Origin of the sequence: Bifidobacterium thermacidophilum subsp. thermacidophilum DSM 15837 (assembly GCF_000426425.1) — a bacterium.
GTDB lineage: Bacteria > Actinomycetota > Actinomycetes > Actinomycetales > Bifidobacteriaceae > Bifidobacterium > Bifidobacterium thermacidophilum.
In genome coordinates, this window is the sequence record NZ_AUFI01000008.1 from 200,737 (window position 1) to 224,263 (window position 23,527).

Here is a 23,527-nt window from a genome sequence, read left to right on the forward strand (position 1 = left end):
GAACTTGTTTTCGCGCCGGAATCGTTCCGTTCCGCGAAATCACCGCGTGTCGTCAGCGCTCAACGCTGCCGTTTGAGCACATGCTTGGCGAGCGCGTTGGCGATCGCCTGCACGACCTGTACCAAGACAATCATGATGACCACCGCAGACCAAGTGACCGTCTGATCGAACTTCTGGTAGCCGTAGGCGATGGCGAAATTGCCCAGACCGCCGCCGCCGATGTACCCGGCCATCGCGGACATGTCGAGCACGCCGATGAACAGGAAGGCGTAGGCGAGGATCAGGGGCCCCAGGGCCTCGGGAATGAGCACGGTGCGGATGATGGTGAATTTGGAGGCACCCATGGCCCGGGCCGCTTCGATCATGCCGGGATCTACGGGCACGAGGTTCTGTTCGACCAGTCTTGACGTGGCGAAAGTGCACATGACGACCATCGGAAAAATCGCTGCAGCCGTGCCGATGGAGGTGCCGACCACCTTGATGGTCAGCGGCTGCATCGCGGCGAGGAAGATGATGAATGGAATCGGGCGGATGATGTTCACGATTACGTCCAGGATGTGATACACCACGCTGTTCTCGAACAGGTTGCCCGGACGCGTGCCGTACAGGACCACGCCAAGCACGAGTCCCAAGAACCCGCCGATCAGCAAGGTGACCAGCACCATTTCCAAGGTCTGCGCCACGGATTGCAACAACAGGGGTTTCAACACCGTCCAATCGGATTTGCTGGCGAGACTTGTCGCAGCGTCAATCGTCCATGCGTTCATCGTGTCTCTCCTTCATCCGCCGCGACCGCCCGGCCATACTCCACCGGGTGGCTGGCGGTACCGAAATCAATGACATCGCTGTCTTCGCGCAATGCCGTGAGGAATTCGCCGAACCGCGGGTTCGTGTCGTCGAACACGTAGGTAATCGCGCCGACCGCCGAGCCGCCCACGGTGTCCATGCCGCCGTAAACCAGGCCACTGTGGATGCCGTACTGCGCGATGAGGTCGGAGATGTTCTGTCCGGACGCCTTGACCGCCGGACGGCCGTCCGCTGCGGGAATATCCTTCTGCCGTACCAGGACGCTGACGAGCCTGCCGTCCCATTCCTCATGCAGCTTCGCGACACGCGAGGCATCCGGCAGGCCCGACAACGCGGTGGCGATGAACCGGCGGGTCACCTTGCGCTGCGGGGCGGCGAACACGTCGTACACGTCACCGCGCTCCACGATTTTGCCTGCACTCATCACCGCCACCTTGTGGGCGATTTGTTGGACGACGTTCATCTGGTGGGTGATGAGCACGATGGTGACGCCCAGCTGTTCGTTGACGCGTTTGAGCAGGGCAAGCACTTCCGAGGTGGTTTCCGGGTCAAGCGCGCTGGTCGCCTCGTCAGCGAGCAGAATCTTCGGGTTCGTGGCGAGCGCCCGCGCAATGCCGACACGCTGTTTCTGCCCGCCGGACAGCTGCGAGGGGTACTTGTCCTTATGCTCGCGCAATCCGACGAAATCAAGCAATTCATTGACACGACGATCCTGATAATCCTTGCGCCAATGGTCGAGTTGCAGCGGATAGGCAATGTTCTGTGCGACCGTCTTGGTGGAGAACAGGTTGAACTGCTGGAAGATCATGCCGATTTTCTGCCGGACCGGCCGCAGTTTCGACTCGCTCAGCTGGTCCACCCGCGTGCCAAGCACCGTGACCGACCCTGATGTTGGGCGTTCCAACGCGTTGACCATGCGCACCAGCGTCGATTTACCGGCGCCCGAATACCCGATGATGCCGTATATGTCTCCGGCATCGATTTCAAGACTGACATCGTCCACCGCGCGTGTCGTCCCGCGCTCCTGCCCACCGCCTGCACGACGGCGATACTCCTTGACCACATGGTCGAAGGTGATGACTGCTTCTGCCATCGTTGCCTCCTTGGTATGCCTTCCGCAATATGTCTTCCACCGCTCTAGGCCCGGCCCAAGCTTTCGCCTGGCACCGGGCCTAGAGTTTCAGGATAATCGCTGGTCTGCCATCGGCGAGGTCACTGCTGTGCCTTGGCTTCCTTTTCGATGGTCGCCAGGTAGCTTTGCAGCTGCTTGGCGGTGAACTTGCTCGCCGAGACGGCGGTGCCGTCGGACTGCGCGTTGAGCTTATCGAAGACCGTCTTCGACTGGGCGATCTTGACGAGCTTGAGATAGGTCTCGTTGTTCACATCCGCCTTGCGGGCTACGAAGGCGTTGATGTATGGGCGGGCCTCCTCGCTTTCGGCGTCATCCTGGTAGATGGCGTCCTTGGCCTTCAGCCCTGCGTCCGCGACATAGTCGTTGTTGATCACGCCGGCGACGACCCGCGGGTCCTTGAGCGAGTTGGCGACCTGCTCGGCCTTCAGCGGGGTGACCTTGACCTTGGACCTGGCGGTGTCGATGTCGTTCGGCGTGGCGAACGCGGTCCACTTGCCCTTGAGCGTCACGAGACCCGCGGACTTGAGCACGCCGATGGCGCGCGCCTGGTTGGTCTCATCGTTCGGGATGGCGACCGTCTGGCCGGCCTGGATGTCATCGACGCTCTTGACCTTGGTGGAGTAGACGCCCAGCGGGAAGATCGCGGTGCCGCCGATCGGCTGGAGGTCCTTGTTGTTCTTCACGTTGTAGTTCGCCAGGTACAGCAGGTGCTGGAACTCGTTGAGGTCGAGGTCGCCGGAGTCAAGCGCCGGATTCTCGGAGGTGTAGTCCTGGAAATCAACAATCTTCACGTAGATGCCCGCCGCTTCGGCTTCCTTCTGGAATTCCACCCATTGCGGGTCGGTTGCGCCGACTACGCCGATTTTCACCGGGTTGGACTTGGAACCCTTGGCGGCGGAATCGCTGCCGCCCTTGGCCGCGCGGACGCCGAAGAACACCGCGACAGCGATAAGCGCGATGACGATGACGGCGATGACGATATTGCGGCCGGTGTGGTTGACGCGGACCGGTTCCTGCGGGTCGGACAGCGGTGCTGCCGGCTGGTTCTGCTCGGATGATGCTTGTGCCATGATGCTCCTCTCTCTTGCGCGATGCCCTGCACCGCGATCCATTCGCCGGATCCCTCCGGCTTGCCGTATCCAACACCATAGCCGCAGTTTGGCGTGGTTCCGCTGGTTTTGCGCTAATTGCCCTATTCATGTTCGTTATAGCCTGCATCGAAACCCCGTGGATTCAAGGATTTCTCAGTTGGCGTACATCTCGTTTCCTCCCCTATCGTGTTGCCGCCGGTGTCGTACCGCGCTCCCCGGTTCACGCTCCGGGCGCGGACAGGCGTGTCGCGTACACTGGTGGCGGATACGAACAAGGAGCGACACCGACATGACCTTCCAACTTTCCCCCGAGGCGGCCGCGCAGATGAAAGCCGCGTTCTTCGACATCGACGGCACGCTGACCAGCTTCGTCACGCATATCGTGCCGCAGTCGACGATCGACGCGCTCCATGCGCTCCAGAATCGTGGCATCCGCGTGTTCATCTGCTCGGGGCGTGCACCCTCGCATATGCAGGTCGTACTGGACACGATCCCTGTGCATTTCGACGGCATCGTCGCGCTCAACGGCCAGTATTGCTTCGATGACTCGGGATATCACGAGAGTGAGTCGCTCGACCCGGACGATATCCGCACCATCGTGGCCTGGCTGGATGCGCACCCGGACGTCGTGGCGAATTTCTGCGAGCGCGACTACGTGTATTTCAACCAAATCACCGACACCATGCGCGAAACATGGCGTCAGCTGGGTAAAACCGCGCCCAAGGTGTTCGTCGACAACCCGCATGAGCGCATCCCCCAGCATGTGACCTACCAGATCAGCCCGTATATCACCCCTGAAGCCGAACGCGAACTGACGGCGTTGTGCCGGCACACTACGGGCGTACGCTGGCACCCCTCGTTCACGGACCTGATTCCCGCGGACGGCGGCAAACCGCGGGGCATCCAACGTTTTTGCGACCATTACGGCTTCACGCGCGAGCAGACAATCGCGTTCGGCGACGGCGGCAACGACGCGACCATGCTCGCCTACGCGGGGCTCGGCGTGGCGATGGGCAACGCGACCGATGATGCCAAGCAGGCAGCGGATTGGGTGACCGACGACGTGGACCATGACGGCATCCTGCACGCCTTGCAGCATTTCGGCATCCTGTGACGGCAAGCGCCGACCTCCCAGCGTGAGGAACATCACGGGTCTCCCCCGCCCCTGCTATGAGACGATGAAGACATGACCACAGTTTCATGCGCACCTCTGATGATAATCGCATGTGGTCGTTTTTGGCTTTATTCCAAGGTTTTCAATTTTCGGGAAACCTGCCGATCAGCCTCGTTTTCCACGAGGCATCTACAGGCACCCGAAAATAATCCGGGAACACCGTCGACTGCGACTCCAGACGTTTGTCGACTCCCGGAGCGATAGCGGATATGGTGCACGTCATGCATTTTCACCGCTGAATGCAAAACTTGATTTTTCGGTTCTTCCGGCAATCTATGTCTTTGTAGCTCTGTCATTGATCTGTGAATTTTGAGCATTCCGGCTTGAGTTTGAGATTGAATGCGCACAGCGAAAGCCTTGGGTGTTTGGCGAGGATAAGTTCGATTCCGTCCGGATTTGTCTTTCGTTGCACAATCCGAGGCCGTACGCCATGAGAACGGTGTCCGCATGCTGGCATCATACAGTGTCCGAATTCTTGGGAAGGAGGAACCAGAGGTCTTCTGCCGTCTATGCGTACCCGCCCCTGTTCATTGCGGATGTCACAATAACGACGGCGTCGATCTCGTTAGCGAATGATGCTAGTTTTCCCAGCGCCATGCCTCATTCGCAGCCTGAATTGTCGACGATGGCGTCGATGCAATGCAGAGCTATGAGTTCCAGGCCGACGGTTCTTTTCAGCCTGCGGCAGTCATCCATAACGGATACCAGAGTAATCGTTCTGAATTGACATACAACGGCATATGACCGCAAAAGCAGGCAGAATGATCCCCTTTCCCCCTTATCGAGACTGTCAGAGACAGGGTTTCATCGGCACGTTGGCCTCCGCCGACATGAGGCACACTTCGATTTCGTAGCCGGAATAATCGAGGACAGAAGTTGGCGGATGGCAGTCCACTCACGGCTGCGTAATTCACGATGTCCAGTTGCAGGTTTCTCGAATCAGCCAATGCCCAACCAGAGATGACCGCGAAGATTTTTAGGGCGAAACCATTGGTGTATCTATCGTATTCCTTGAATCCGCTGGGCGCGCAGTTTCCGTCTGCTGGATCGATGTACCGCTTGGCTCGCCAGCCCCATGACCCGCAGCATCGCTGGATATATCAGTTCAGGGGCCATGGGCCTTCTCCACCATGTACGTCAGCCGACGCATTGCCGCCCTGTGTCGAGTGACAGCGTGGTTCATTTCGGTTTCTTCCTATGAAACGATGTTACAAGCATACATGCTTATGTAGTATCTTATATACAAGATACTTTGATATAAAGAAAGAGGTCTGGCGATGGTGACGTTATCACTCTGTTGCAGGCATCTGGTAATTGACCCGTGCAATCGCACACCCAGTCATCTTCCTCGGCCCGACAGGTGGCTGGATAGCCAGAACGATAAGTTGACGCAAATTGTATGCGACTGGCTGTCTGATATGGCTTGGGACGGATGGCGCGTGGATGCCGGTGCCAGCCCGTTCGACTCCACCGCATTTGACGTACGGGACCTGCTGGAACTACGTCCGGAGCGTGGAAAACGTGACGGCCAGGGGTTTCGGGTCTCATGGTTTTCCGTTGAGCGCACCGATTCCGGAAAAACGCGAGTGGTTGACGAAGATGACGAGGTCGATGCCGACTTCTTCGAATGCGAGGCGTATCAGAGGATTTGGGATGCCGTCGATCTATTATGGCTGATTTTCGATAACGGAGAGAAACATGACGATTCCAACAATCGTTGCGACTCTCTTTGTCACCGGTCGGAATCCTCCCCTGAAAATCCATTACCTCCTGACCTGGCGATTCGTCTCCTAACCGCCAAGCAATCCTTGCTATGGCTGAGGGAGTCACTGGGAGCTTTCCCCGGATACCGCTTGACGCTGTTCGGAGAGGACGGCTTCAACATAGGCGACGCATGGTTCAAGACCATGGAATTAGGCTGTGAGCGGCTCAATGAACGCGTGCACGCCTATGCGACGCAGCCGCCATGTGCGAATCCCCAAGACGACTTCGGTCAAGAACCGATTTCGCCGCCCGCAGACACTGTAAAATAAAACCAAATAGAAAGAATCCGCAATGCTTACCGCCAACATCGATGTCGACCGCTCAATCGTCACGTTTCGCAATGAGGATGGCAAGACGGAGCTGACCATTTTCACGACTCCTCTTTCTACCGTCGAGGCAACTCCGGCCACCCGCCTTATCCCGTCTCCCGGCGTCAGTGACGAGACCGCACTGAAGCAGACCGCGGAAATCATCACATCGCTTACTGACTCAAACAGCTATATTCACATTGACCTTTCGGACGTCACTTCCATCTGCGCATCCGAGGCCATACGCATCATATGGCTCAATGCCGGCGATGATCCGGGCAAGGTGTTTTCAGACCAGCTCGCAGCGCAAGGCATCGAGCCATCATGCTGCGACGGAGCGCTGATCAGCATTGAGGCTCCCGCCAATATTGGTCTGGCTGAAGTCACCTCATTGGTCACAATCGTGCGGGAAGCGATCCAAGACGATGCCTCTATCATCTGGGGTCTGTCACTGGACTCGCAACAAAAAGACACAGAAATCACCGTCATCCTCGCAAAGCCCGAAGGAGAGACGGCGGCGCACGAAACCGCCAAAAAAGAATTGACTACCGGAAAGGACACTCAGATGATGCAGGAAGAAACGATGGATACACCAAACACGCCGATTCGGTTCCTTGATTTGATTGGATTGGACAACGAACAACTGAGAGATTTCACTATCAGGTTGAACGGCAACAAGCCTGCTTGGTTTGATGTACTTGATGCCTACTACTCATCGCATGATGAGCTGATGGAGTGGGTATTTATCAAGCAATGGCCTGGGCAGCAGGTGAAGGGAGCTTTCAAGAAGAAGAAAGTTCTGCAGTTCATCCAACTTCACCAGGAAGACCAGACGAAATGGCTGTTCATAGGTGCTTTTGAAGTCCTTGGCGAATATCAGAAAGAAGACGGCACTGTCGCGTACGACTACCGAGAAATACCGCAGTATGCCCCGTTGGACGCTCGCGCTGTGGTGCATTACAAGAAAAGCCAAGGACCCACTCAACTTATGAACGATATGGGCAACGATAAGTTGCGGAATCGTTTCTTGGAAACCATGACCCTAGACCACTTATCGCAGTCTCCAATTTCCTCGCTTCCCTTCCCCGGTTTTGAAAACGTGCGTCTCACTCATCGGCAGCTAGTTGCCGCAGTGAGAAACGATACATGGAAAACCGCTCTGGGCAACGTCCAAGCTGTTTACCTGCAAACCGACCGTCGTACTGGATGGCATTACGTTGGTTCTGCCTACTCACATAAGGGTGCAGAGCAAGGATTATTGTCCCGTTGGTCGGAGTATGCCTATGGTGATCATTCTGGTGGCAACAAGCGTCTCAAGGAGCTGGGTGCCAAATATATCGTGGACAACTTCCAATACTCGATTCTAGAAATCTTTGATATGCGCGCTTTGCCGAAAGACATCATTAATCGGGAGCATTGGTGGATGGACACTCTCAGTTCTGTATACCATAGCGAAGATGAGCATACACATGGATACAACTCTGTCGCAGAGCGTAATAGCGACAATCCCGTTGAGTGAGTGAGGCAGAAATCTTTATTCTGCTAATTTGCAGAATGTGCCGTAGAGGGGCGTCTGTTTCTAGGAAAGTGAACAAACGCCCCCCTCTGCATCGCTAGAGACAATCCTCCCCTGAATAATGAGGTAATTGCATGGGATGGTCTTCATATATCTTTCATTCAAGATGGCAGGTACACAAGGTTGTAAGATATAAGGCATGACTGAAATTGTGACGATGAAACTTGGCCCCCGCAGAGAACTTGGCTGGGCCGAAGACCTGCCAGAGGGCGGCACTCGGCATCTGGTGGGATGGGATCCCAAGATGGAAGGCGACTTCGAGGAAATCTGGCGCTCCGGCAACAGCTGGTGGCGGCTCGAACCCGGCCGTGCGGTACGCTGTGATCTAGGCATCATCCTGACCCCCGACAACGTGGTGGCGTGCGTCGCCAAGATCAACGGCATCATCAAGCGCGATGATATGCGCATGGGCTTTATCGGCAAGCCAATTCACGGCGAGTACGACAATTGGATCGGTAAAACCCTCGAACGCAACGACTCCAAGAACCCCATCGCCTACTTTGACGAGCGTGCCATCCTTCCCCCCAGCAAAGTCACTAAAGACATTAAAAAGCTTAATCGCTAATTTCCATTTTTTATCTCAGCGACATGTAAAACGGGCTGACGCTCACCCATATAGTAAGACTGTCTTACGCCGCATCAGCTCGGTCTTATATGCGCCGTCGGCGGATTCGGCCATGGCGTTGTCGTACGAGTCGCCGACCGTGCCGTCGAGCCGCATCAGCGAAATCGAACGCGGAGCACGGAACTTGCCCGAACTCAAACAACGGGTCCAAACGCTTGACAATGTATAGGAGCATCAAAATACGGGGCAGGAGCCACTCATGGTTGTCACTGCCGGTGCGCTGATCATAGTGAGCCAATTCGTATGACGTTCCACGTTGTAGCTCGGTGGCCCGGCTATCGACCGCAGCCAGTCCACGGGCCCTCTGTGTCATTCCCCTCAATCAAACAGCAACACCCGGTCTCAAGCCCATGAGACGATGGAGGTATGACCACAGTTATCATGCATACCACCGAGGGCGATATCACCCTCAATCTTTTCGACGACCAGACCCCGAACACCGTGGCGAACTTCCTCGGTCTCGCCACCGGCGAACAGGCGTGGCGAGACCCCTTCACCGGCGAGGAGAAGCACGACCCGTTCTATGACGGCCTGACCTTCCACCGCATCATCAAGGATTTCATGATCCAGGGCGGCTGCCCGATCGGCAACGGCACCGGCGGCCCGGGCTACGAGTTCGATGATGAGATTGTCCCCGATCTGGTCTTCGACCGCCCGTATCTGCTGGCCATGGCGAACGCCGGCCTGCGCCGCGGTCGCGACGGCCAGCCGCACGGCACCAACGGTTCGCAGTTCTTCATCACCACGGTCCCCACCCCGTGGCTCAACGGGCATCACACTATTTTCGGCGAAGTCGCCAATGACGCGTCCAAGGCGGTCGTCGACAAGCTCGACGCCGTGGCGACGGACCGTTCGGACACCCCGCTGGAGCCGGTCGGCATCACGTCGGTGGAAGTCGTGAAGTAAGCCGTCGGCTTGGCGCGACCCACACTGGAGCGACGCCCCCGCACATGTAGTGCGGGGGCGTCACCATATGTTACAGGGTATTGTGGCAGTCTTGTCCAGCAGCCTTGGCGTTCACGGCATGCTGCTACTCCTGCATGCGGCGCAGGCGCGGTTCGGCGGAATCCTTCGCGCCGGTGATGCGGTAGACGTCGAAGACTCCGTCAATCTTGCGCACGGCTGCCAGCAGCGTGTTAAGGTGCTGCGGCTCGGCCATTTCGAAGGAGAACTGGCTGGTGGCCACGCGGTCGGACCCCGTGGAGATCGAGCCGGAGATGATGTTGACCCCGTGGTCGGACAGCACACGCGTCACGTCGGACAACAGGTGCGGGCGGTCCAGCGCCTCGACCTGAATCTTGACCATGAACAGGCCCTTGGTGCTGGTCCATTCCACCGGAATCACACGCTCAGGCTGTCGCTTCTCAAGGTCGAGCATGTTCTGGCAGTCGGTGCGGTGCACGGAGACGCCCTGGTTGCGGGTGATGAAGCCGATGATGTCGTCGCCGGGCACCGGCGTGCAGCAGCGCGCGAGCTTCACCCATACGTCGTCCACGCCCTTGACGGAAACGCCGATTGAGTTCGAGTGCTTCTTGCTGCGTTCCACCTGCCGCAGCGGCAGCACCTCCTGCTCGACCTCCTCGTTGACTTCGGAAGGTCCGGCGTCCTTGACGAGACGGGCAATCACATTCTGTGTGGAGATCTGGCCGTTGCCGATCGCCGCATACACGGCGTCGGGGTTCGAGAAATTGAGTTCCTCGGCCACGCCGACCAGCGCTTCCGGGGTCAGCAGCGTGGAAATCGGCAGATTGCGCTTGCGCATCGCACGCGTCAGCTCGTCCTTGCCTTCCTCAATCGCCTCGGTGCGGCGTTCCTTGCTGAACCATTGGCGGATCTTGTTGCGCGCCTTCGGGCTTTTCACGAAGCTCAGCCAGTCGCGCGACGGGCCTGCAGTGTCGGATTTCGAGGTGAGCACTTCGACCGTGTCGCCGCTTTCAAGTTTCGTGTCAAGCGGGACGAGCCGCCCGTTGACGCGGGCACCCATGGTGCGGTGGCCGACCTCGGTGTGCACGGCATACGCGAAATCAACCGGCGTGGCATCCGCCGGCAGGGAGACGATCTTGCCTTTCGGTGTGAACACGTACACCTCGGAAGCGCCGAGGTCCTCCTTGAGCGAGCCAAGGAACTCGTTGGAATCCGGCGTTTCGCTGGTCCAGTCGGCCAGCTGCTGGATCCACTTGAGGTTGTCGGCTTCGTCGAGGTCCTTGCCGTCCTCGCGCTTGCGGTCGTCCTTGTCCGGATCGCTCAGCGCGCGGCCCGCCTGACCGTTCGCCTTGTACTTCCAGTGCGCGGCGATGCCGAATTCCGCCCGCCGGTGCATGTCCCACGTGCGGATCTGAATCTCGACAGGCTTACCGCCAGGCCCGACCACCGTGGTGTGCAGGCTCTGGTACATGTTGAGTTTCGGCATGGCGATGTAGTCCTTGAACCGGCCGGGGACCGGGTTCCACCGCGCATGCACGGCACCGAGCGCCGCATAGCAGTCCTGGATGGTGTCGACGATGATGCGCACGCCGACCAGATCGTAGATATTCGAGAAATCGTGCCCGCGCACGATCATCTTCTGGTAGATGGAGAAGTAGTCCTTCGGGCGTCCGGTGACGGTCGCCTTGATGTTCAGATCGTCGAGATCCTCATTGATTTCGGCGATGATCTGCTTGAGGTAGACGTCGCGCTGGCCTGCCCTGCGCGCGACAAGCACGACAATCTCGTTGTAGATCTTCGGGTAGAGAACCTTGAAACTCAGCTCCTCGAGCTCGGTTTTGATGGCGTTCATACCCAGTCGGTTGGCGAGCGGCGCGTAGACGTCCAGCGTTTCACGCGCCTTGCGTTGGGCGTTCGCCGGCTTGACGTAGCGCCACGTCCGGGCGTTGTGCACGCGGTCGGCGAGCTTGACGACGAGTACACGCACGTCACGGCTCATGGCGACCACCATTTTGCGGATGGTCTCCGCCTGGGCGGAATCGCCGTACTCCATCCTCGAAAGTTTGGTGACGCCGTCCACGAGCCCGGTGATGGTATCGCCGAATTCGGCTCGACATTGGGCGAGCGTGTAATCGGTGTCCTCAACCGTGTCGTGGAGCAGCCCGGCTGCCACGACGACCGGCCCCATGCCCAAGTCCGCGAGAATCTGCGCGACGGACAGCGGGTGGATGATGTACGGCTCGCCGGATTTGCGCCGCTGGGTGGAATGCTGGACAACCGCACGCCGATAGGCGCGCTCCAGAATGTCCATATCCTCGTCCGGATGGTGGGATTGGCACATGCGCAGGATGGGCTGGAGCGGATCGAGCGGATCTTCGCTGATCTCGCAACCCAGCATATGGGCGGAGGCGAAATCGTCATCTTGCGGTGTCTGACCGGATGCGCCCTGCCCAGCCGGGACACCTGTCTTCGTCCCCGGCGTCTGCCGTGGCTCGGTGTCCTCGCCGTCGTGCGATTCGTTGAACTCAGTCATCGCTCCACCTCCCTAAACGCGTACGCCTGCCGCCAAGCGGCATAACAAGCCCGTTGTACCACGGATAGTACCACTTCGACGCGCGTGTCAGGAACGGGACAGCCCTGTGGACCCGAATCCGCGTTCTGCGCGGTCTGAACCGGGCAGCCGCTCGGCAGGCACGAATGTCGCCTCGACGTACCGTTGGATGACCATCTGCGCGATGCGGTCCCCCGCGTGCAACGACACCGTGTGCTCTGGGTCGAGGTTAATCAGCGGCACCTTGATTTCGCCGCGATACCCTGCATCGATTGTGCCGGGGGCGTTGAGAACCGTAACCCCCTGCTTGACCGCGAGCCCGGAGCGCGGGTGGACGAGCGCGACATACCCGGCGGGCAGCGCGATCGCGATTCCGGTAGGCACCAAGGCGCGCTCGAATGGACGGAGCGTGACGTCCTCGGAGGCGGTCAAATCGGCGCCGGCGTCGCCGGCATGCGCGTATCTGAGCGTGTCGGGGTACGGCTGACGCAAGTACTTGACCAGTACCTCGGTGGTTTCCGGCTCGACATAGCCTTCATCAACCGCCATCAGGCTGCGCACTCCTTGCACACCGGCTGGCCGTCCTCGTCCGTATAGGCGAGCTGGCTGCGGTGCTTGACCAGGAAGCATTCGGAGCAGATGAATTCGTCGCCCTGCATCGGGATGACGGTCACCGAAGCGTCCTCGTTGCTCAAATCGGCGCCCGGCAGCTCGTAGTCCTCAGCGATGGCGTTCTCGTCATCGTCCTCGTTCGACGTGTTTTGCGTGCTCTTGCCGAGTTCCTCGAGCGACTCCTCATCCTCGTCCTTGCCGCGTGGGGAATCATAGTCCTGGGCCATCGCATCCTCCTCATGAGTTATGTGTTACGCGCCATAGAATACATGACCTGTACCCCGCATAGGATACACGTTTCCAAAACATCGTAAAATACGACACGAAGCCGGTGTTTTCCGGGGTAGTGTAGGAAGTGTTCCCAAAGACGAGGAAAGTGGTGCGCACATGCCTGAAAATCCTATACAGGAAGCCAAGTTCGACCATGTCGGACGCAACGGGGAGCTTGTGTTCTCCTTGCGTGGCATGCTCTTCGGCGTCACTGTGGACGACACGCTGGAACACGCCATCCTCGAAGCCAAGCAGCTCAAGGCCGAAAAACAGCGGTACCAACAGACCCCGCCGACTTCCAGTCTGCCGATCTCCCAAATCCAGTCGCTGATTCGCGCCGGCGCGGAACCCGAGCAGGTCGCGCAACGCTACGGCCTGAGCGAAACGCTGGTACGGCGCTTCTCCAGCGGGGTGGAGACCGAGAAACAGTATGCAATCGAGCAGTTCTTCATGTTGCCCGCCCCAAAGGATTCCCGCGTGCACACCGTCTCCGAGCTCATCGAGCGCACGCTCGCGGCGGCGGGAATCGGTATGGAATCGGTATCCTGGAGCGCGACACGCCGAGGGTTGGAGCCTTGGAAGATCACCGCCCGGTTCGAATCGGCCGGCAACCGTGTCAGCGCGTCATGGTCATGGAATATGCATGACAACGCCATGGTGTGTCTCGACGCCACGGCCAAGAAACTTGTCGGCGAGAACCGCGCCAGCGATGATGGCGACGAGGGGCCGAACTTCCCCATTTCGTTGAACATCCCGGGCGATTCGGTCCGTTCGGCACGCATCGAACGCGCCGTTTCCGCGTGGAGGGCGCCGCAATCCGACCCCGCGGCTTCACCGGCCCGGCCAGCGCCTGCGGCGGCATCGTCTGCCGCAGCCCCGTCACAAGACCGCGGTGCCGCAAGCAAGCCGCCACTGCCGTCAGCGTCCAAACCGGTGCCGACCCCGGCCGCCTCGACACGCCCTCACCAGCAGACAACACCGGTTTCCGCATTGACTCCGGCGCACGACACGCGCACACAGCAGGCGTCGGCATCCCCGGCCAGCGCCCGGCGTGACACGCCGACAGAACACGATGTCCACCATGTGGACACTGCCACGGGGCGAACAAGGCAATCCGCCGTCCAGAACGCATCCGATGCGGATGCGACCGCCACGCGGAAGTTATCCGGAGATACCAACCCGGCTCAGACCGCTGCCGATCAGGCCCATGACGCCAAAACGCAGCGGCGCGCCCACGGTAAAGGCCGCAAAATGCCCAGCTGGGATGAAATCCTGTTCGGAGACTGATCCCGCAGACTTATTGCCGCTTGCGCCGCTTGCCGCGGTATCAAAAGCCGCTCCCCCACTTCGCGTATGCAATCGACGCTCACGCCACGTCCATCAACAGCGGGATATCCGACTCGGCCATACTGAGCGAACCATGGACGCTCGGCAGCCGTGTCGCCTTATCGGTCTGGGTTCTGGAATCCACGATGGTCACGCGCCCCGCCGCGTGAACGAGCACATCACCAATCATGGGCCTGACCCGATCATCAACAGGTCCGAACATCCCCGAGGCAATCGCCTGCTCCCGCGTACGCACCACGGCACGCTCCCCGAGGATGTTCTGCCAGCGTTCTGCAACCTCATCGGGGTCGGCGTCGTCCTCGGTGTACAGCATGACCGCGCGCGGCTCGCCGCCGACCAGACGCACCCCGCGGGCGAGATCGGGCTGCTCGGCGATATCGATGCGCTGATCGGGATCGACCTCGATCATGCCGTGGTCGGCGGTAATGACAATCAGCGTGCCCTGGGGCGCACGCCGGCGCAGCAGATGCAACTGCGCGTCCACCCCCTCGAATGCCGCAATCCAATGGTCAGAATTCCACCCGTAATTATGCCCGACCTTATCAGTGTCCCTGATGTACAGGTATGTCAGCCCCGGCTCACGGGCGGCCTCGCACGCCAATCGCACCCGGTCGGTCGGCCTGATGCTGCCGTGGTAGTCCGGCCCGCGCAACGCGGCACGGGTGAGCGGGGAATTCGAGAATTTCGGCAGCCCGACACTGGTCACCCGCACACCGCGACCGGAAAGCGTCTCAAACACGGTCGGCATCCGCTGCAGATCCTGTGGGTCGGGGGCGTCGCGGAACTGGATGAGCTGACACAACTGCCCGGTTGCGGGGTTGCATTGCGTATACCCGGTCATGCCGGTCAGCCCCGGGCAGGAACCGGTTCCAAAGGTCGCCATGGCCGCCACCGTGGTGGACGGCGAACATGTGCTGATAGGCCGGCTGTTCACACTATCGGCAAGCAGCGAGCGCAGATATGGGGCATGTCCGATCCGTGACGCGATATTCCAGTAGCCCAGCCCGTCCACGAGCACGACAATGACACTGGAGGCGCGTGGCATGCCCATCGCGTCGCGCAAAGCAGCCGGATCGGCGTGGACGCGGGTCGTCACAGGGCTGCCAATCGCATCGGATACCGCAGGCAGAACCGATGAGAGGTGAAGCGCCCCGCCGTGCGCCACACCGCCGTCACCATAGACCGCAGGGGACGTCAATCGCAGCAATTCATCACTATCCGGCACTTCGACACTCATATGCACCATTGAAGCACCGCGACCTGAAAATGGCATGCTGGGTGGGCTTGAGGGTAGAATAGTCCGGTTATCTGTGAAGGAGAGCACATGGCATCACACCGCAAACCGGCACGCCCGTCGTATGATCCGCGTTCGGTCAAGGAGAACATCGTCGAAACGCCGTTGAAGGACGAGATGAGCAAGTCCTTCCTCGAATACGCGTACTCGGTGATTTACGCGCGTGCCCTCCCTGACGCCCGTGACGGTTTGAAGCCCGTGCAGCGGCGCATCATCTACCAGATGGGGCAGATGAACCTGAACCCGGATCGGCCGTACATGAAATCGGCCCGTGTCGTCGGCGAGGTGATGGGCAAGCTTCACCCGCACGGCGATTCCGCAATTTACGAGGCTATGGTGCGTCTCGCCCAGCCGTTCGCGATGCGTCTGCCGCTGGTGGACGGGCATGGTAATTTCGGCTCGCTTGACGACGGCCCCGCGGCCTCGCGATACACCGAGGCGAGGCTGGCGCCTGCAGCGCTCGGCATGAACGCGGACATCGACGAGGACACCGTTGATTTCACCCCGAATTACGACAACAAGCTCAAGGAACCGTCTGTTCTGCCGTCGGCCATCCCGAACCTGCTGGTCAACGGCGCGTCCGGCATCGCAGTCGGTATGGCGACCAATATGGCCACGCACAATCTGGGCGAGGTCGTCCAGGCGGCGAAACACCTGATGCGCCACCCCGATGCCACGCTCGAGGAGCTCATGCGCTATGTGCCGGGGCCTGACTGGCCGGGCGGCGGCATCATCATCGGCCGTGACGGCATCCAGCAGGCGTACGAGACCGGCCGTGGCGCGTTCGTCACCCGCGCGGCGACACATATCGAGAATGTGACGGCCCGCAAGAAGGCGATTGTGGTGACGGAGCTGCCGTTCATGGTCGGCCCGGAACGCGTGCTGGAACGTATTTCCGAAGGCGTGAAGAACCGCCGTATCGAAGGCATTTCCAGCGCAATCGACCTGACGGATCGGCATAACGGCACGCGGCTGGTCATCGAAATCAAAACCGGGTTCGACCCCAATGCCGTGCTTGCGCAACTGTTCAAGCACACGCCGCTCGAGGACAGCTTCACCATGAACAACGTCGCGCTTGTCGACGGGCGCCCGCACACCATGGGTCTCAAGGAGATGCTCGAGGTGTGGATCGCGCACCGGCGCAATGTGATCCGGCGCCGCAGCGAATTCAGGCGCAAGAAGGCGTTGGAGCGTCTGCATCTGGTTGACGGGTTGCTGCTCGCGCTGGTGGATATCGACGAGGTGATCCAGGTCATCCGCACCTCCGACGACGCTGACAAGGCGAAAACCCGTTTGATGGCGGTGTTCGACCTTGACGAGGTGCAGGCGCAGTACATTCTCGACTTGCGGCTTCGCCGACTGACCAAGATGAGCCGGATCGAGCTGGAGGCCGAGCGCGACGAGCTCAAGCGCAAAATCGAGGAGTTGGAACGTATTCTCGGCTCCGACGAGGAGCTTGACCGTGTGGTGGTCGAGGAAATGGACCAGGCGGTCACCCAATGGGGTACGCCGCGGCGCACGGTGCTGCTCGACCTCAACCCCGACGGGTCGCTCTCCCCTGTCCCGGTGCAAGGCCGCAACGAGGACGGGGTGCAGGACACGGCGTTGGAAGCCATCCATGCGGCATCCCGCGTGTCAGCAGCCGCGGAGGATGTCGCCGCCGCAGCGGCTGCCCGCAAAGCAGGCAATGAGGAGGATGCGACCGCGGCGCTGCAACTGGACGACACGCCGTGCGCGGTGATGATGAGCGCGTCTGGGCTGATCGCCAGAACCGCGGCGAGCGCCGTCGACGTATGGAAATCCCATGCATCCGGCGGGATGGAAGATGACCGGCATCGCGCCGCCGACGACCAGATTGTCACGGTGTTCCCCACTACGACCCGGTCGCGCTATGGTCTGGTCACCTCCGCCGGACGTCTGGTGCTCGCAGATGTGGCCGAATTACCCGCCCTGCCCGCGCAGGACACGCTGTCGGTGGCCGGCGGAGTGCACGCCGAAGAGCTGCTGCGTTCGACGGAAAGCACCGACCCGGTCATCGGGGAACGTGTGGTGACGGCCGTGTCGATGTCGGATGGCCAGCCGCCGCTCGCCATCGGTACGCTCAACGGCGTGGTCAAGCGCTGGAACCGCGAATCGCCGACCACGATGGATTCCTGGGGCATCATCGATTTGAAGGACGGGGACAGCGTGGTGTTCGCTGCCCCGGCGTCCGATGAGGACCGTCTGGTGTTCATATCATCCGACGCCTCGCTGCTCACGTACGAAGCGGGCAATGTCAGGCAGCAAGGGCGTACCGCGGGCGGTATGGCGGGCATCAGGCTGGCCGAAGGCTGCCATGTGGTCGCGTTCAACGCGATTGAGGCCGGCAAGATCGCCTGGACTTACGAGGAAGGCGACAATGGCCTGTTCTCCGCGTCCGGAGCGGTGGTGCTGACGGTTGCCGGCGATGCCGAAGCGCTCCCCGGAACCGATAACGGGGCAGCGAAGGTCACACCGCTGGAAATGTACCCGACCAAGGGCCGTGGTACAGGCGGCGTGAGGTCGCAACGCTTCCTCAAGGGACAGAATGCGCTGCTGTTCGCCTGGGTGGGCATGTACCCACTGCATGCAAGCACAGAGCACGGCATCCCGGTGGAGTTGCCGAAGCCGGATATGCGTCGCGACGGTTCGGGTGTCGAGCTCGCCGCTCCCATCGCCTTCGCCGGCTGAGCTGAACCCCATTTTCTGCTTCTGCCGGCGCTGGGACGCTCCTCAGCGCCGGCAGAAGCAGAAGAAGTCAAGCTCGCCGTTCATATCCACGCGGTTCAGGCGTCTGCACGCTGACGCCGAAGCACCTCATGCATAGCGGTCATCACAGCGAGCAGGACCAGCAGATACCACGGGTAGATGGCAATGGATGTGTGTTGCGCAATCAAGCCGAACAACGGCGGCATAACCATGGAACCCATGTATGCGCAGGCCATCTGCACGCCGACAATGGCCTGTGACAGATCAGCTCCAAAATACGCCGGCGTCGAATGGATAACACACGGATAGATCGGCGCGCAGCCGACGCCGGCGAGCACCAAGCCGCAGCACGCCGGACCCGTTCCCGGCAACGGAAGTATCATCAGCACCAGCCCAATCAACAGAATCGCCTGTCCCATGCGAATCATCGTAGGGTCGTCGAACCGCATGGTCAGAAATCCACTGATGCCACGGCCGGCAGTAATCCCGAGATAGAACAGACTTGCCCAGCTCGCGGCGACGACCTTGTCGACCCCGTGATACATCACCAGATAGCTGCTAGCCCACAACCCGGCGGTCTGCTCGATGGCACAATAGCAGAAGAACATGAGAAGAATCGCCTTCGCGCCACGGATTCGCAGGACCCCGCGGACGCCAAGCGGCTTTCGCGCTGCGACGGCGCCGGCATCATCCGTAGCGGAAGATGTATTGTCCCTCATGTTGTTTTGCCTGTTCTTCCACAGCGGCAGGCTGAGCACGATAATTGTGGTCAGCACAATCTGAACAATGGCGATATACCGGTACCCCCAATGCCAGCCTTGACCGCGGGATAGCGCGAAGCCCATGATATACGGACCGGCGGTAGCGCCGAGCCCCCACATGCAGTGCAGCCAGCTCATATGCCGACTCGCGTAGTGCAGGGCGACATAATTGTTCAATGCGGCGTCCACTCCCCCAGCCCCGAGACCATACGGTATGCCGATTGCGAGCAGGATCCAGTAGTTCGGCGCGAATGAGAATCCGAGCAGCGCCGCGGCGGTCAGCCCGACACTGGTCGCCGTCACAACGCCCGGGCCGAATCGAAGCGTCAAGCGATCCGACAGGAGCGCGGAGACGATGGTGCCTGCGGAAATCACCATCGATATGCCGCCCGCCCATGACATCGGCACTCCGAACTGTTGGTCCATGGACGGCCACGCAGCTCCAAGCAAGGAATCAGGCAGGCCGAGGCTGATGAAAGCGAGGTAGATTACAGGAAGCAACAGATTGAACACGCCGGTCTTCTCCTCTCATGGTCCGTGCCGGTTGATGTTTGTCTACGCCGGGAGGCTCTCTCGGCGTCGGCAGAACGTTACCACCCTGTCTCCACCGACGCTCACACCCCACTCAGCGTCGGCAGAAGCAGAGGGAGTCAGGCTTCGGCCGCGACATCATCCCCGTCATCATCGCGGACCCATTGCAGCACATCGCCCGGCTGGCAGTCAAGCGTGCGGCAGATGCCTTCGAGCGTGGAGAAACGGATTGCCTTGGCCCGGCCGTTCTTGAGCACAGAGACATTCGCCGGAGTAATGCCCACCTCTTTGGCGAATTCCCCTACCGACATACCCCGCTGGGCGAGCAGGACATCGAGATTGACCTGGATCGCCATTCAAATCACCGCCTGAAGTTCGTCACGCTGCGCCGTGGCCGAGACCAGCATGGCGCGCAGGACGATGATGAGCAGCAGCATTGCGAACAGTCCCAAGGCGACGAGCAGCGCACCCAACGGCACGGCGAGTGGTTTGAGATGCGCGATGAACGCGGTATGCACAAACAAGGCGAGCGCGATGATTGCGGCGATGCTGACGCAGGCGATGATGATATCGACCCAGATCAGAGAATCATGTGTAAATACGATGCCACGGCCCGACAGCGACGCCAGTTTCCATACGGCGACCAGACCGATTTCGAAACATGCGAGCGCTGCAATCACCGCCAGCAGGTAGCCGGTCGCATATGGCGCGTATTGCGGGGCGTCCTGGGCGCTGCGCCGTGCGACAAGCGGCAGGGCCCATACCTGCGCGGCAACGGACATGGCGATGAATACGACCAGCGCGACTTTGAGCACCACAATCACGACCGGGCTGATGCCGCTGCCTGAATCCGCGGCTTGTTGCACTGCGGACGGATTGTCGCCCCGATCGCCCAACGCAGCCGATTCGTTGTGTCTGCTGCACACAGACGGCTTCCCATCGTGCTGCCGTGGATGCTGCGGCTGTTCGATTGCCATGGATGCCTTCCTTCCTCGCACGGCGATTGCCGCGTCGGCATATCCAGCATAGCAGTATCGATAAACGAGAGAAACATATCGTTTCTCGATGTGTAATATCTGTGATAAATCGATTGTCGATAGACACGTATCGACATTCGATACTTACGATGAGGGTATCCAAGGTCGAGAAGGAGCAACCATGACATCGCCGACACCATCGCAGCATCAGGGCGAACCAGTACATCAGACCCAACAAACACAGACCCAACAAACACTGGCGCAGCAGGCACAGCAGACACAGGCGCAGCAAATGCCTCGACCCGTGCAACAGCAGCATCCCATGCCACTGACACACCCCTATCCGCACGGGGCTGCCGGCACACCGTACACCACCCCACCCACAGCACCCTTCGCGCCCAGACGCGACCCGCTCGCCGCCCCCGACGGCTCGAAGCCGGCAGACCGCAGGCTCCTCGCCATCACCAGCGCTGCGATTATTCTGCCGATTCTGTGCGACCGTCTCGTGTTCGCATGGTCGGACGCCAACACGTATACGCCATGGTTCGACGGATTCTGGCTCGCCGTCATTGCCACCGTCACCGTCCTGTTCTTCCGCACCGCGCATCGCAGCCTCATGTGGTGCTTCACCACCATCGCCACGGCGATGCTGTGCGCCTATGCGATTGCGATGCATGCGGCCGGCAAAATCGACGACAGCTGGGTGACCACCACCTTCCTCGCCGTTCCCTGCCTGACAATGATGTCCCTGCAATTGTCGGATGGCAGGTTCGACTCCCACCACCCATGGCTGACCGTCAAACGCTGGATGCTCGGATGGATTTCTCCCTTCACCAAACTCAATGCGGTCGGCTCGACGCTCAGTCACGCCCAACACGCTATACATGCATTCTCATCGAAGAATGACGACAATACAACCCCATCGGATAGCGATAGTACACGCAGCGAGTTGCATGCCGGACAAATAACCACAGCCCGCCGCATCCTGCTTATCATCGTGGTCGCCGTTCCCCTGCTCGTCGCGCTCACAGTGCTTCTGGCTTCCAGCGATCTGGTGTTCAATTACGCGCTGCGCCGCATGATCGGATCGATCGACATCTCCGAATTCGTGCGCCACGTGCTCATCATCGTGTTCCTGTTCCCCTTCTGCCTGTCCATCTTCGCGCAGACCGAAGTCACCAACCGGCTACGCATGCACGCGTGCACGCCGTCCGGTACAGGGGACGCTACAGCCAACCGGAATGAACGCACCTTCGACACGACAGTGGCCGCCGTTGTCCTCGCACTGGTACTTGTCCTGTACGCGATGTTCTGCGCGATCCAGTTCGCTTTCCTGTTCAGCGGCCGGCAACTGCCCGACGGCTACACCTACTCCCAGTATGCGCGGGAAGGATTCTTCCAGCTGCTCGCCGTCGTATGCGTGAACCTCGCCGGCTACGCGTTGATCCTGTGCCGGGTGCGCCACACCGCTCCCCTGACCGGCATGCTCATCGTGCTGATCGGCGAAACCGGGGTCATGCTCGCCTCGGCTCTGTGGCGTCTGCACTTGTACATTGGCGCGTATGGGCTCACTTGGCTGCGTTTGGAATCCATGACTTTCATGTGGATGCTCATCGCCGTGCTCGTCCTGTGCCTCGTACGCCTGTTCGTGCCTCGTCTGCCGCTGGCGACCATCAGTTTCATTCTCGTGGTCGTATGGTATGTGGCACTGGTGCTGTCGAATCCGAACAACATCATCGACGCCTTCAATCAGGCGCGTCAGATCACCGACGCGATATGAGCGCCAGCCGCTGAGCGCGGTTCAGCCGGAACGGCACTAGACTGGAGACCATGTCTTACCGCATCGCATTCGTATTCGATGACACGCTCGACGTGCTCGACGGTGTGCAGCAGCATATCGTGACCCTGGGCAAGGAACTCGCCCGCCGCGGCCATGACGTGCATTACCTGGTCGGGCAGACCGAACACTCCCCTCTACCAAATACGCACGTCATGTCACGGAACGTGATGGTGAGCGCGAACGGGAACCGCATGCGCATCCCCCTGCCGGCAAGCCGCCGGCTCATCGCGCGCACGCTCGCGGAAGGCGATTTCGACATCTTGCACATCCAGGCGCCTTACAGCCCATTCATGGCGGGTCGAGTGCTCAAGGCAGCGTCGCCGGATACCGGCGTCGTGGCGACCTACCATATCGCGGTCAGCGACCCGTTATCCGCCATCGGCGGGCTGGCACTCGGGGCAATCAACGCGCACACTCACCGGCGTATCGACGAAGTCATCGCAGTGTCCGATGTCGCGGCGCGCTATGCTGCGCTGACCGCACATACGAACGCACGCGTCATCGCCAATCCGGTGGATGTGGCCATGATGCGCGATCGAGCTGCCGCTGTCAATGTCGGCGCATTGGACGGTGAAACCATCGCCCCGCATATCGTGTTCCTTGGCCGTTTCGTCAAACGCAAGGGCGCGGATATCCTGCTCGATGCAATCGAATACGGCGAACGACATCGGCTCTTCCCCGCCGGCACCCATGTGACGATGGCCGGCAAAGGCCCGTTGCTCGAGGAATGCCGACGCCGAGCTGCCGGGTTCGACATGCCGGTCACCTTCACCGGATTCATTGAGGAATCTGCCAAACCAGCCCTGTTGAGCAGCGCCGATGTCGCGGTCTTCCCCGCGACGGGCGGCGAATCCTTCGGCATTGTGTTGCTGGAGGCAATAGCCTCGGGCGCGAAAGTCACGCTGGCTGGAGACAATCCCGGATACCATTCCACACTGCTGGGCGACACCGATGCGCTGTTCCCCGTGCGCGGGCGCGAAACCGCCCGGATACTGGCACAACGCATCGCACGCGCCATCGATGATGCCGCTTGGGCGAAACAGGTGCATCGACGCGGGGAACTCCTGCTCGAACGTTATGACGTGCGCACCATCGCCGACCAGGTCGAGCAGGTGTACACGCAGGCGATTGCCAAGCGCCGGGCAGGTCGGGCAGTCTGAGAACCCAACCTTCGCAGTACAGCCCTATACAACGATTGAGGCCACACTACAGGCGG

General features: G+C 60.2%; 20 protein-coding genes. 9 read left to right on the forward strand and 11 right to left on the reverse strand.

All coding sequences use genetic code 11. The features are described from left to right. Positions 1-59 precede the first annotated feature (59 nt). The 3 genes from K315_RS0104985 to K315_RS0104995 all read right to left on the reverse strand — a co-directional run bounded on the left by K315_RS0104985 (position 60) and on the right by K315_RS0104995 (position 3,009). Entirely contained in the window at positions 60-767 is a 708-nt protein-coding gene (locus tag K315_RS0104985) for a methionine ABC transporter permease (protein ID WP_029576460.1), read from the reverse strand. Further along, positions 764-1,900, reverse strand: coding sequence for a methionine ABC transporter ATP-binding protein (locus tag K315_RS0104990; RefSeq protein ID WP_029576461.1), 1,137 nt, complete (start codon positions 1,898-1,900; stop codon positions 764-766). Before K315_RS0104990 ends, K315_RS0104985 begins: the two co-directional genes overlap by 4 nt. A 119-nt stretch (positions 1,901-2,019) precedes the next feature. Then, positions 2,020-3,009: a MetQ/NlpA family ABC transporter substrate-binding protein gene (locus K315_RS0104995; protein WP_029576462.1), complete on the reverse strand. Its 990-nt coding sequence runs from the start codon at positions 3,007-3,009 to the stop codon at positions 2,020-2,022. 310 nt (positions 3,010-3,319) lie between these two features. Here K315_RS0104995 and K315_RS0105000 point away from each other — a divergent pair, with 310 nt between their 5' ends. The 4 genes from K315_RS0105000 (at position 3,320) to K315_RS0105020 (ending at position 8,417) form a co-directional block, all read left to right on the forward strand. Beyond that, complete coding sequence (locus K315_RS0105000) at positions 3,320-4,144, forward strand: Cof-type HAD-IIB family hydrolase (protein ID WP_029576463.1); 825 nt, start codon at positions 3,320-3,322, stop codon at positions 4,142-4,144. Between the two features lie 1,445 nt (positions 4,145-5,589). Beyond that, entirely contained in the window at positions 5,590-6,237 is a 648-nt protein-coding gene (locus tag K315_RS0105010; protein WP_238556432.1) for a hypothetical protein, read from the forward strand. A 22-nt stretch (positions 6,238-6,259) separates the two neighbouring features. Then, positions 6,260-7,795 carry a cell division protein FtsZ gene (locus tag K315_RS09460; protein WP_033520452.1) on the forward strand — a complete coding sequence of 512 codons (1,536 nt, stop codon included), beginning with the start codon at positions 6,260-6,262 and terminating at the stop codon, positions 7,793-7,795. Between the two features lie 196 nt (positions 7,796-7,991). Continuing rightward, positions 7,992-8,417, forward strand: coding sequence for a hypothetical protein (locus K315_RS0105020; RefSeq protein ID WP_029576466.1), 426 nt, complete (start codon positions 7,992-7,994; stop codon positions 8,415-8,417). A gap of 42 nt (positions 8,418-8,459) precedes the next feature. Here the strand turns inward: K315_RS0105020 and K315_RS10405 are convergent, their stop codons facing one another. Then, complete coding sequence (locus K315_RS10405; RefSeq protein WP_155804619.1) at positions 8,460-8,615, reverse strand: hypothetical protein; 156 nt, start codon at positions 8,613-8,615, stop codon at positions 8,460-8,462. A gap of 228 nt (positions 8,616-8,843) precedes the next feature. On the opposite strand from K315_RS10405, the gene K315_RS0105030 reads away from it, so the two are divergent. Next, the gene (locus K315_RS0105030; protein ID WP_029576467.1) at positions 8,844-9,383 is read left to right on the forward strand and encodes a peptidylprolyl isomerase; all 540 of its coding nucleotides are present in this window, start codon (positions 8,844-8,846) and stop codon (positions 9,381-9,383) included. A 124-nt stretch (positions 9,384-9,507) separates the two neighbouring features. Here the strand turns inward: K315_RS0105030 and K315_RS0105035 are convergent, their stop codons facing one another. The 3 genes from K315_RS0105035 to K315_RS0105045 all read right to left on the reverse strand — a co-directional run bounded on the left by K315_RS0105035 (position 9,508) and on the right by K315_RS0105045 (position 12,791). Then, on the reverse strand, positions 9,508-11,799 hold the full coding sequence (locus K315_RS0105035; RefSeq protein WP_044085881.1) for a RelA/SpoT family protein: 2,292 nt from the start codon (positions 11,797-11,799) through the stop codon (positions 9,508-9,510). Positions 11,800-12,021: 222 nt separating this feature from the next. Then, positions 12,022-12,501 (reverse strand): dUTP diphosphatase, encoded by a 480-nt coding sequence (dut, locus tag K315_RS0105040; protein WP_029576469.1) that lies wholly within the window; start codon positions 12,499-12,501, stop codon positions 12,022-12,024. Beyond that, positions 12,501-12,791: a DUF4193 domain-containing protein gene (locus tag K315_RS0105045; protein WP_029576470.1), complete on the reverse strand. Its 291-nt coding sequence runs from the start codon at positions 12,789-12,791 to the stop codon at positions 12,501-12,503. Before K315_RS0105045 ends, dut begins: the two co-directional genes overlap by 1 nt. 160 nt (positions 12,792-12,951) lie before the next feature. On the opposite strand from K315_RS0105045, the gene sepH reads away from it, so the two are divergent. After that, the gene (gene sepH, locus K315_RS0105050; RefSeq protein WP_029576471.1) at positions 12,952-14,121 is read left to right on the forward strand and encodes a septation protein SepH; all 1,170 of its coding nucleotides are present in this window, start codon (positions 12,952-12,954) and stop codon (positions 14,119-14,121) included. Positions 14,122-14,200: 79 nt separating this feature from the next. On the opposite strand, the gene K315_RS0105055 is transcribed toward sepH, so the two are convergent. Further along, complete coding sequence (locus tag K315_RS0105055; protein WP_029576472.1) at positions 14,201-15,418, reverse strand: alkaline phosphatase family protein; 1,218 nt, start codon at positions 15,416-15,418, stop codon at positions 14,201-14,203. Positions 15,419-15,505: 87 nt separating this feature from the next. Here K315_RS0105055 and K315_RS0105060 point away from each other — a divergent pair, with 87 nt between their 5' ends. Then, the gene (locus K315_RS0105060) at positions 15,506-18,184 is read left to right on the forward strand and encodes a DNA gyrase/topoisomerase IV subunit A (RefSeq protein WP_029576473.1); all 2,679 of its coding nucleotides are present in this window, start codon (positions 15,506-15,508) and stop codon (positions 18,182-18,184) included. A gap of 95 nt (positions 18,185-18,279) precedes the next feature. On the opposite strand, the gene K315_RS0105065 is transcribed toward K315_RS0105060, so the two are convergent. From K315_RS0105065 to K315_RS0105075, 3 genes are all read right to left on the reverse strand, one after another. Beyond that, positions 18,280-19,476 (reverse strand): MFS transporter, encoded by a 1,197-nt coding sequence (locus K315_RS0105065; RefSeq protein WP_029576474.1) that lies wholly within the window; start codon positions 19,474-19,476, stop codon positions 18,280-18,282. Positions 19,477-19,613: 137 nt separating this feature from the next. Continuing rightward, positions 19,614-19,850, reverse strand: a complete 237-nt coding sequence (locus tag K315_RS0105070; protein WP_029576475.1) for a helix-turn-helix domain-containing protein — start codon at positions 19,848-19,850, stop codon at positions 19,614-19,616. Next, a complete protein-coding gene (locus K315_RS0105075) occupies positions 19,851-20,471 on the reverse strand; it encodes a DUF2975 domain-containing protein (protein WP_029576476.1) in 621 nt (206 codons plus the stop codon). A gap of 181 nt (positions 20,472-20,652) precedes the next feature. Here K315_RS0105075 and K315_RS09465 point away from each other — a divergent pair, with 181 nt between their 5' ends. Together K315_RS09465 and K315_RS0105085 are read left to right on the forward strand one after the other, a co-directional pair. Then, entirely contained in the window at positions 20,653-22,251 is a 1,599-nt protein-coding gene (locus tag K315_RS09465) for a DUF4153 domain-containing protein (RefSeq protein WP_029576477.1), read from the forward strand. A 50-nt stretch (positions 22,252-22,301) separates the two neighbouring features. After that, the gene (locus K315_RS0105085) at positions 22,302-23,471 is read left to right on the forward strand and encodes a glycosyltransferase family 4 protein (RefSeq protein WP_029576478.1); all 1,170 of its coding nucleotides are present in this window, start codon (positions 22,302-22,304) and stop codon (positions 23,469-23,471) included. Positions 23,472-23,527: the final 56 nt, after the last annotated feature.

What these genes read in the sequence shown, in the direction of transcription:
- K315_RS0105060 (WP_029576473.1), top strand. Translation starts at nt 15,506, where the DNA reads ATGGCATCACACCGCAAACCGGCACGCCCGTCGTATGATCCGCGTTCG.
- K315_RS0105075 (WP_029576476.1), bottom strand. Translation starts at nt 20,471, where the DNA reads ATGGCAATCGAACAGCCGCAGCATCCACGGCAGCACGATGGGAAGCCG.
- dut (WP_029576469.1), bottom strand. Translation starts at nt 12,501, where the DNA reads ATGGCGGTTGATGAAGGCTATGTCGAGCCGGAAACCACCGAGGTACTG.
- K315_RS0105055 (WP_029576472.1), bottom strand. Translation starts at nt 15,418, where the DNA reads ATGAGTGTCGAAGTGCCGGATAGTGATGAATTGCTGCGATTGACGTCC.
- K315_RS0104985 (WP_029576460.1), bottom strand. Translation starts at nt 767, where the DNA reads ATGAACGCATGGACGATTGACGCTGCGACAAGTCTCGCCAGCAAATCC.
- K315_RS0104995 (WP_029576462.1), bottom strand. Translation starts at nt 3,009, where the DNA reads ATGGCACAAGCATCATCCGAGCAGAACCAGCCGGCAGCACCGCTGTCC.
- K315_RS09465 (WP_029576477.1), top strand. Translation starts at nt 20,653, where the DNA reads ATGACATCGCCGACACCATCGCAGCATCAGGGCGAACCAGTACATCAG.
- K315_RS0105045 (WP_029576470.1), bottom strand. Translation starts at nt 12,791, where the DNA reads ATGGCCCAGGACTATGATTCCCCACGCGGCAAGGACGAGGATGAGGAG.
- K315_RS0105035 (WP_044085881.1), bottom strand. Translation starts at nt 11,799, where the DNA reads ATGCTGGGTTGCGAGATCAGCGAAGATCCGCTCGATCCGCTCCAGCCC.
- K315_RS0105000 (WP_029576463.1), top strand. Translation starts at nt 3,320, where the DNA reads ATGACCTTCCAACTTTCCCCCGAGGCGGCCGCGCAGATGAAAGCCGCG.
- K315_RS09460 (WP_033520452.1), top strand. Translation starts at nt 6,260, where the DNA reads ATGCTTACCGCCAACATCGATGTCGACCGCTCAATCGTCACGTTTCGC.
- sepH (WP_029576471.1), top strand. Translation starts at nt 12,952, where the DNA reads ATGCCTGAAAATCCTATACAGGAAGCCAAGTTCGACCATGTCGGACGC.
- K315_RS0104990 (WP_029576461.1), bottom strand. Translation starts at nt 1,900, where the DNA reads ATGGCAGAAGCAGTCATCACCTTCGACCATGTGGTCAAGGAGTATCGC.
- K315_RS0105070 (WP_029576475.1), bottom strand. Translation starts at nt 19,850, where the DNA reads ATGGCGATCCAGGTCAATCTCGATGTCCTGCTCGCCCAGCGGGGTATG.
- K315_RS0105020 (WP_029576466.1), top strand. Translation starts at nt 7,992, where the DNA reads ATGACTGAAATTGTGACGATGAAACTTGGCCCCCGCAGAGAACTTGGC.
- K315_RS0105085 (WP_029576478.1), top strand. Translation starts at nt 22,302, where the DNA reads ATGTCTTACCGCATCGCATTCGTATTCGATGACACGCTCGACGTGCTC.
- K315_RS0105030 (WP_029576467.1), top strand. Translation starts at nt 8,844, where the DNA reads ATGACCACAGTTATCATGCATACCACCGAGGGCGATATCACCCTCAAT.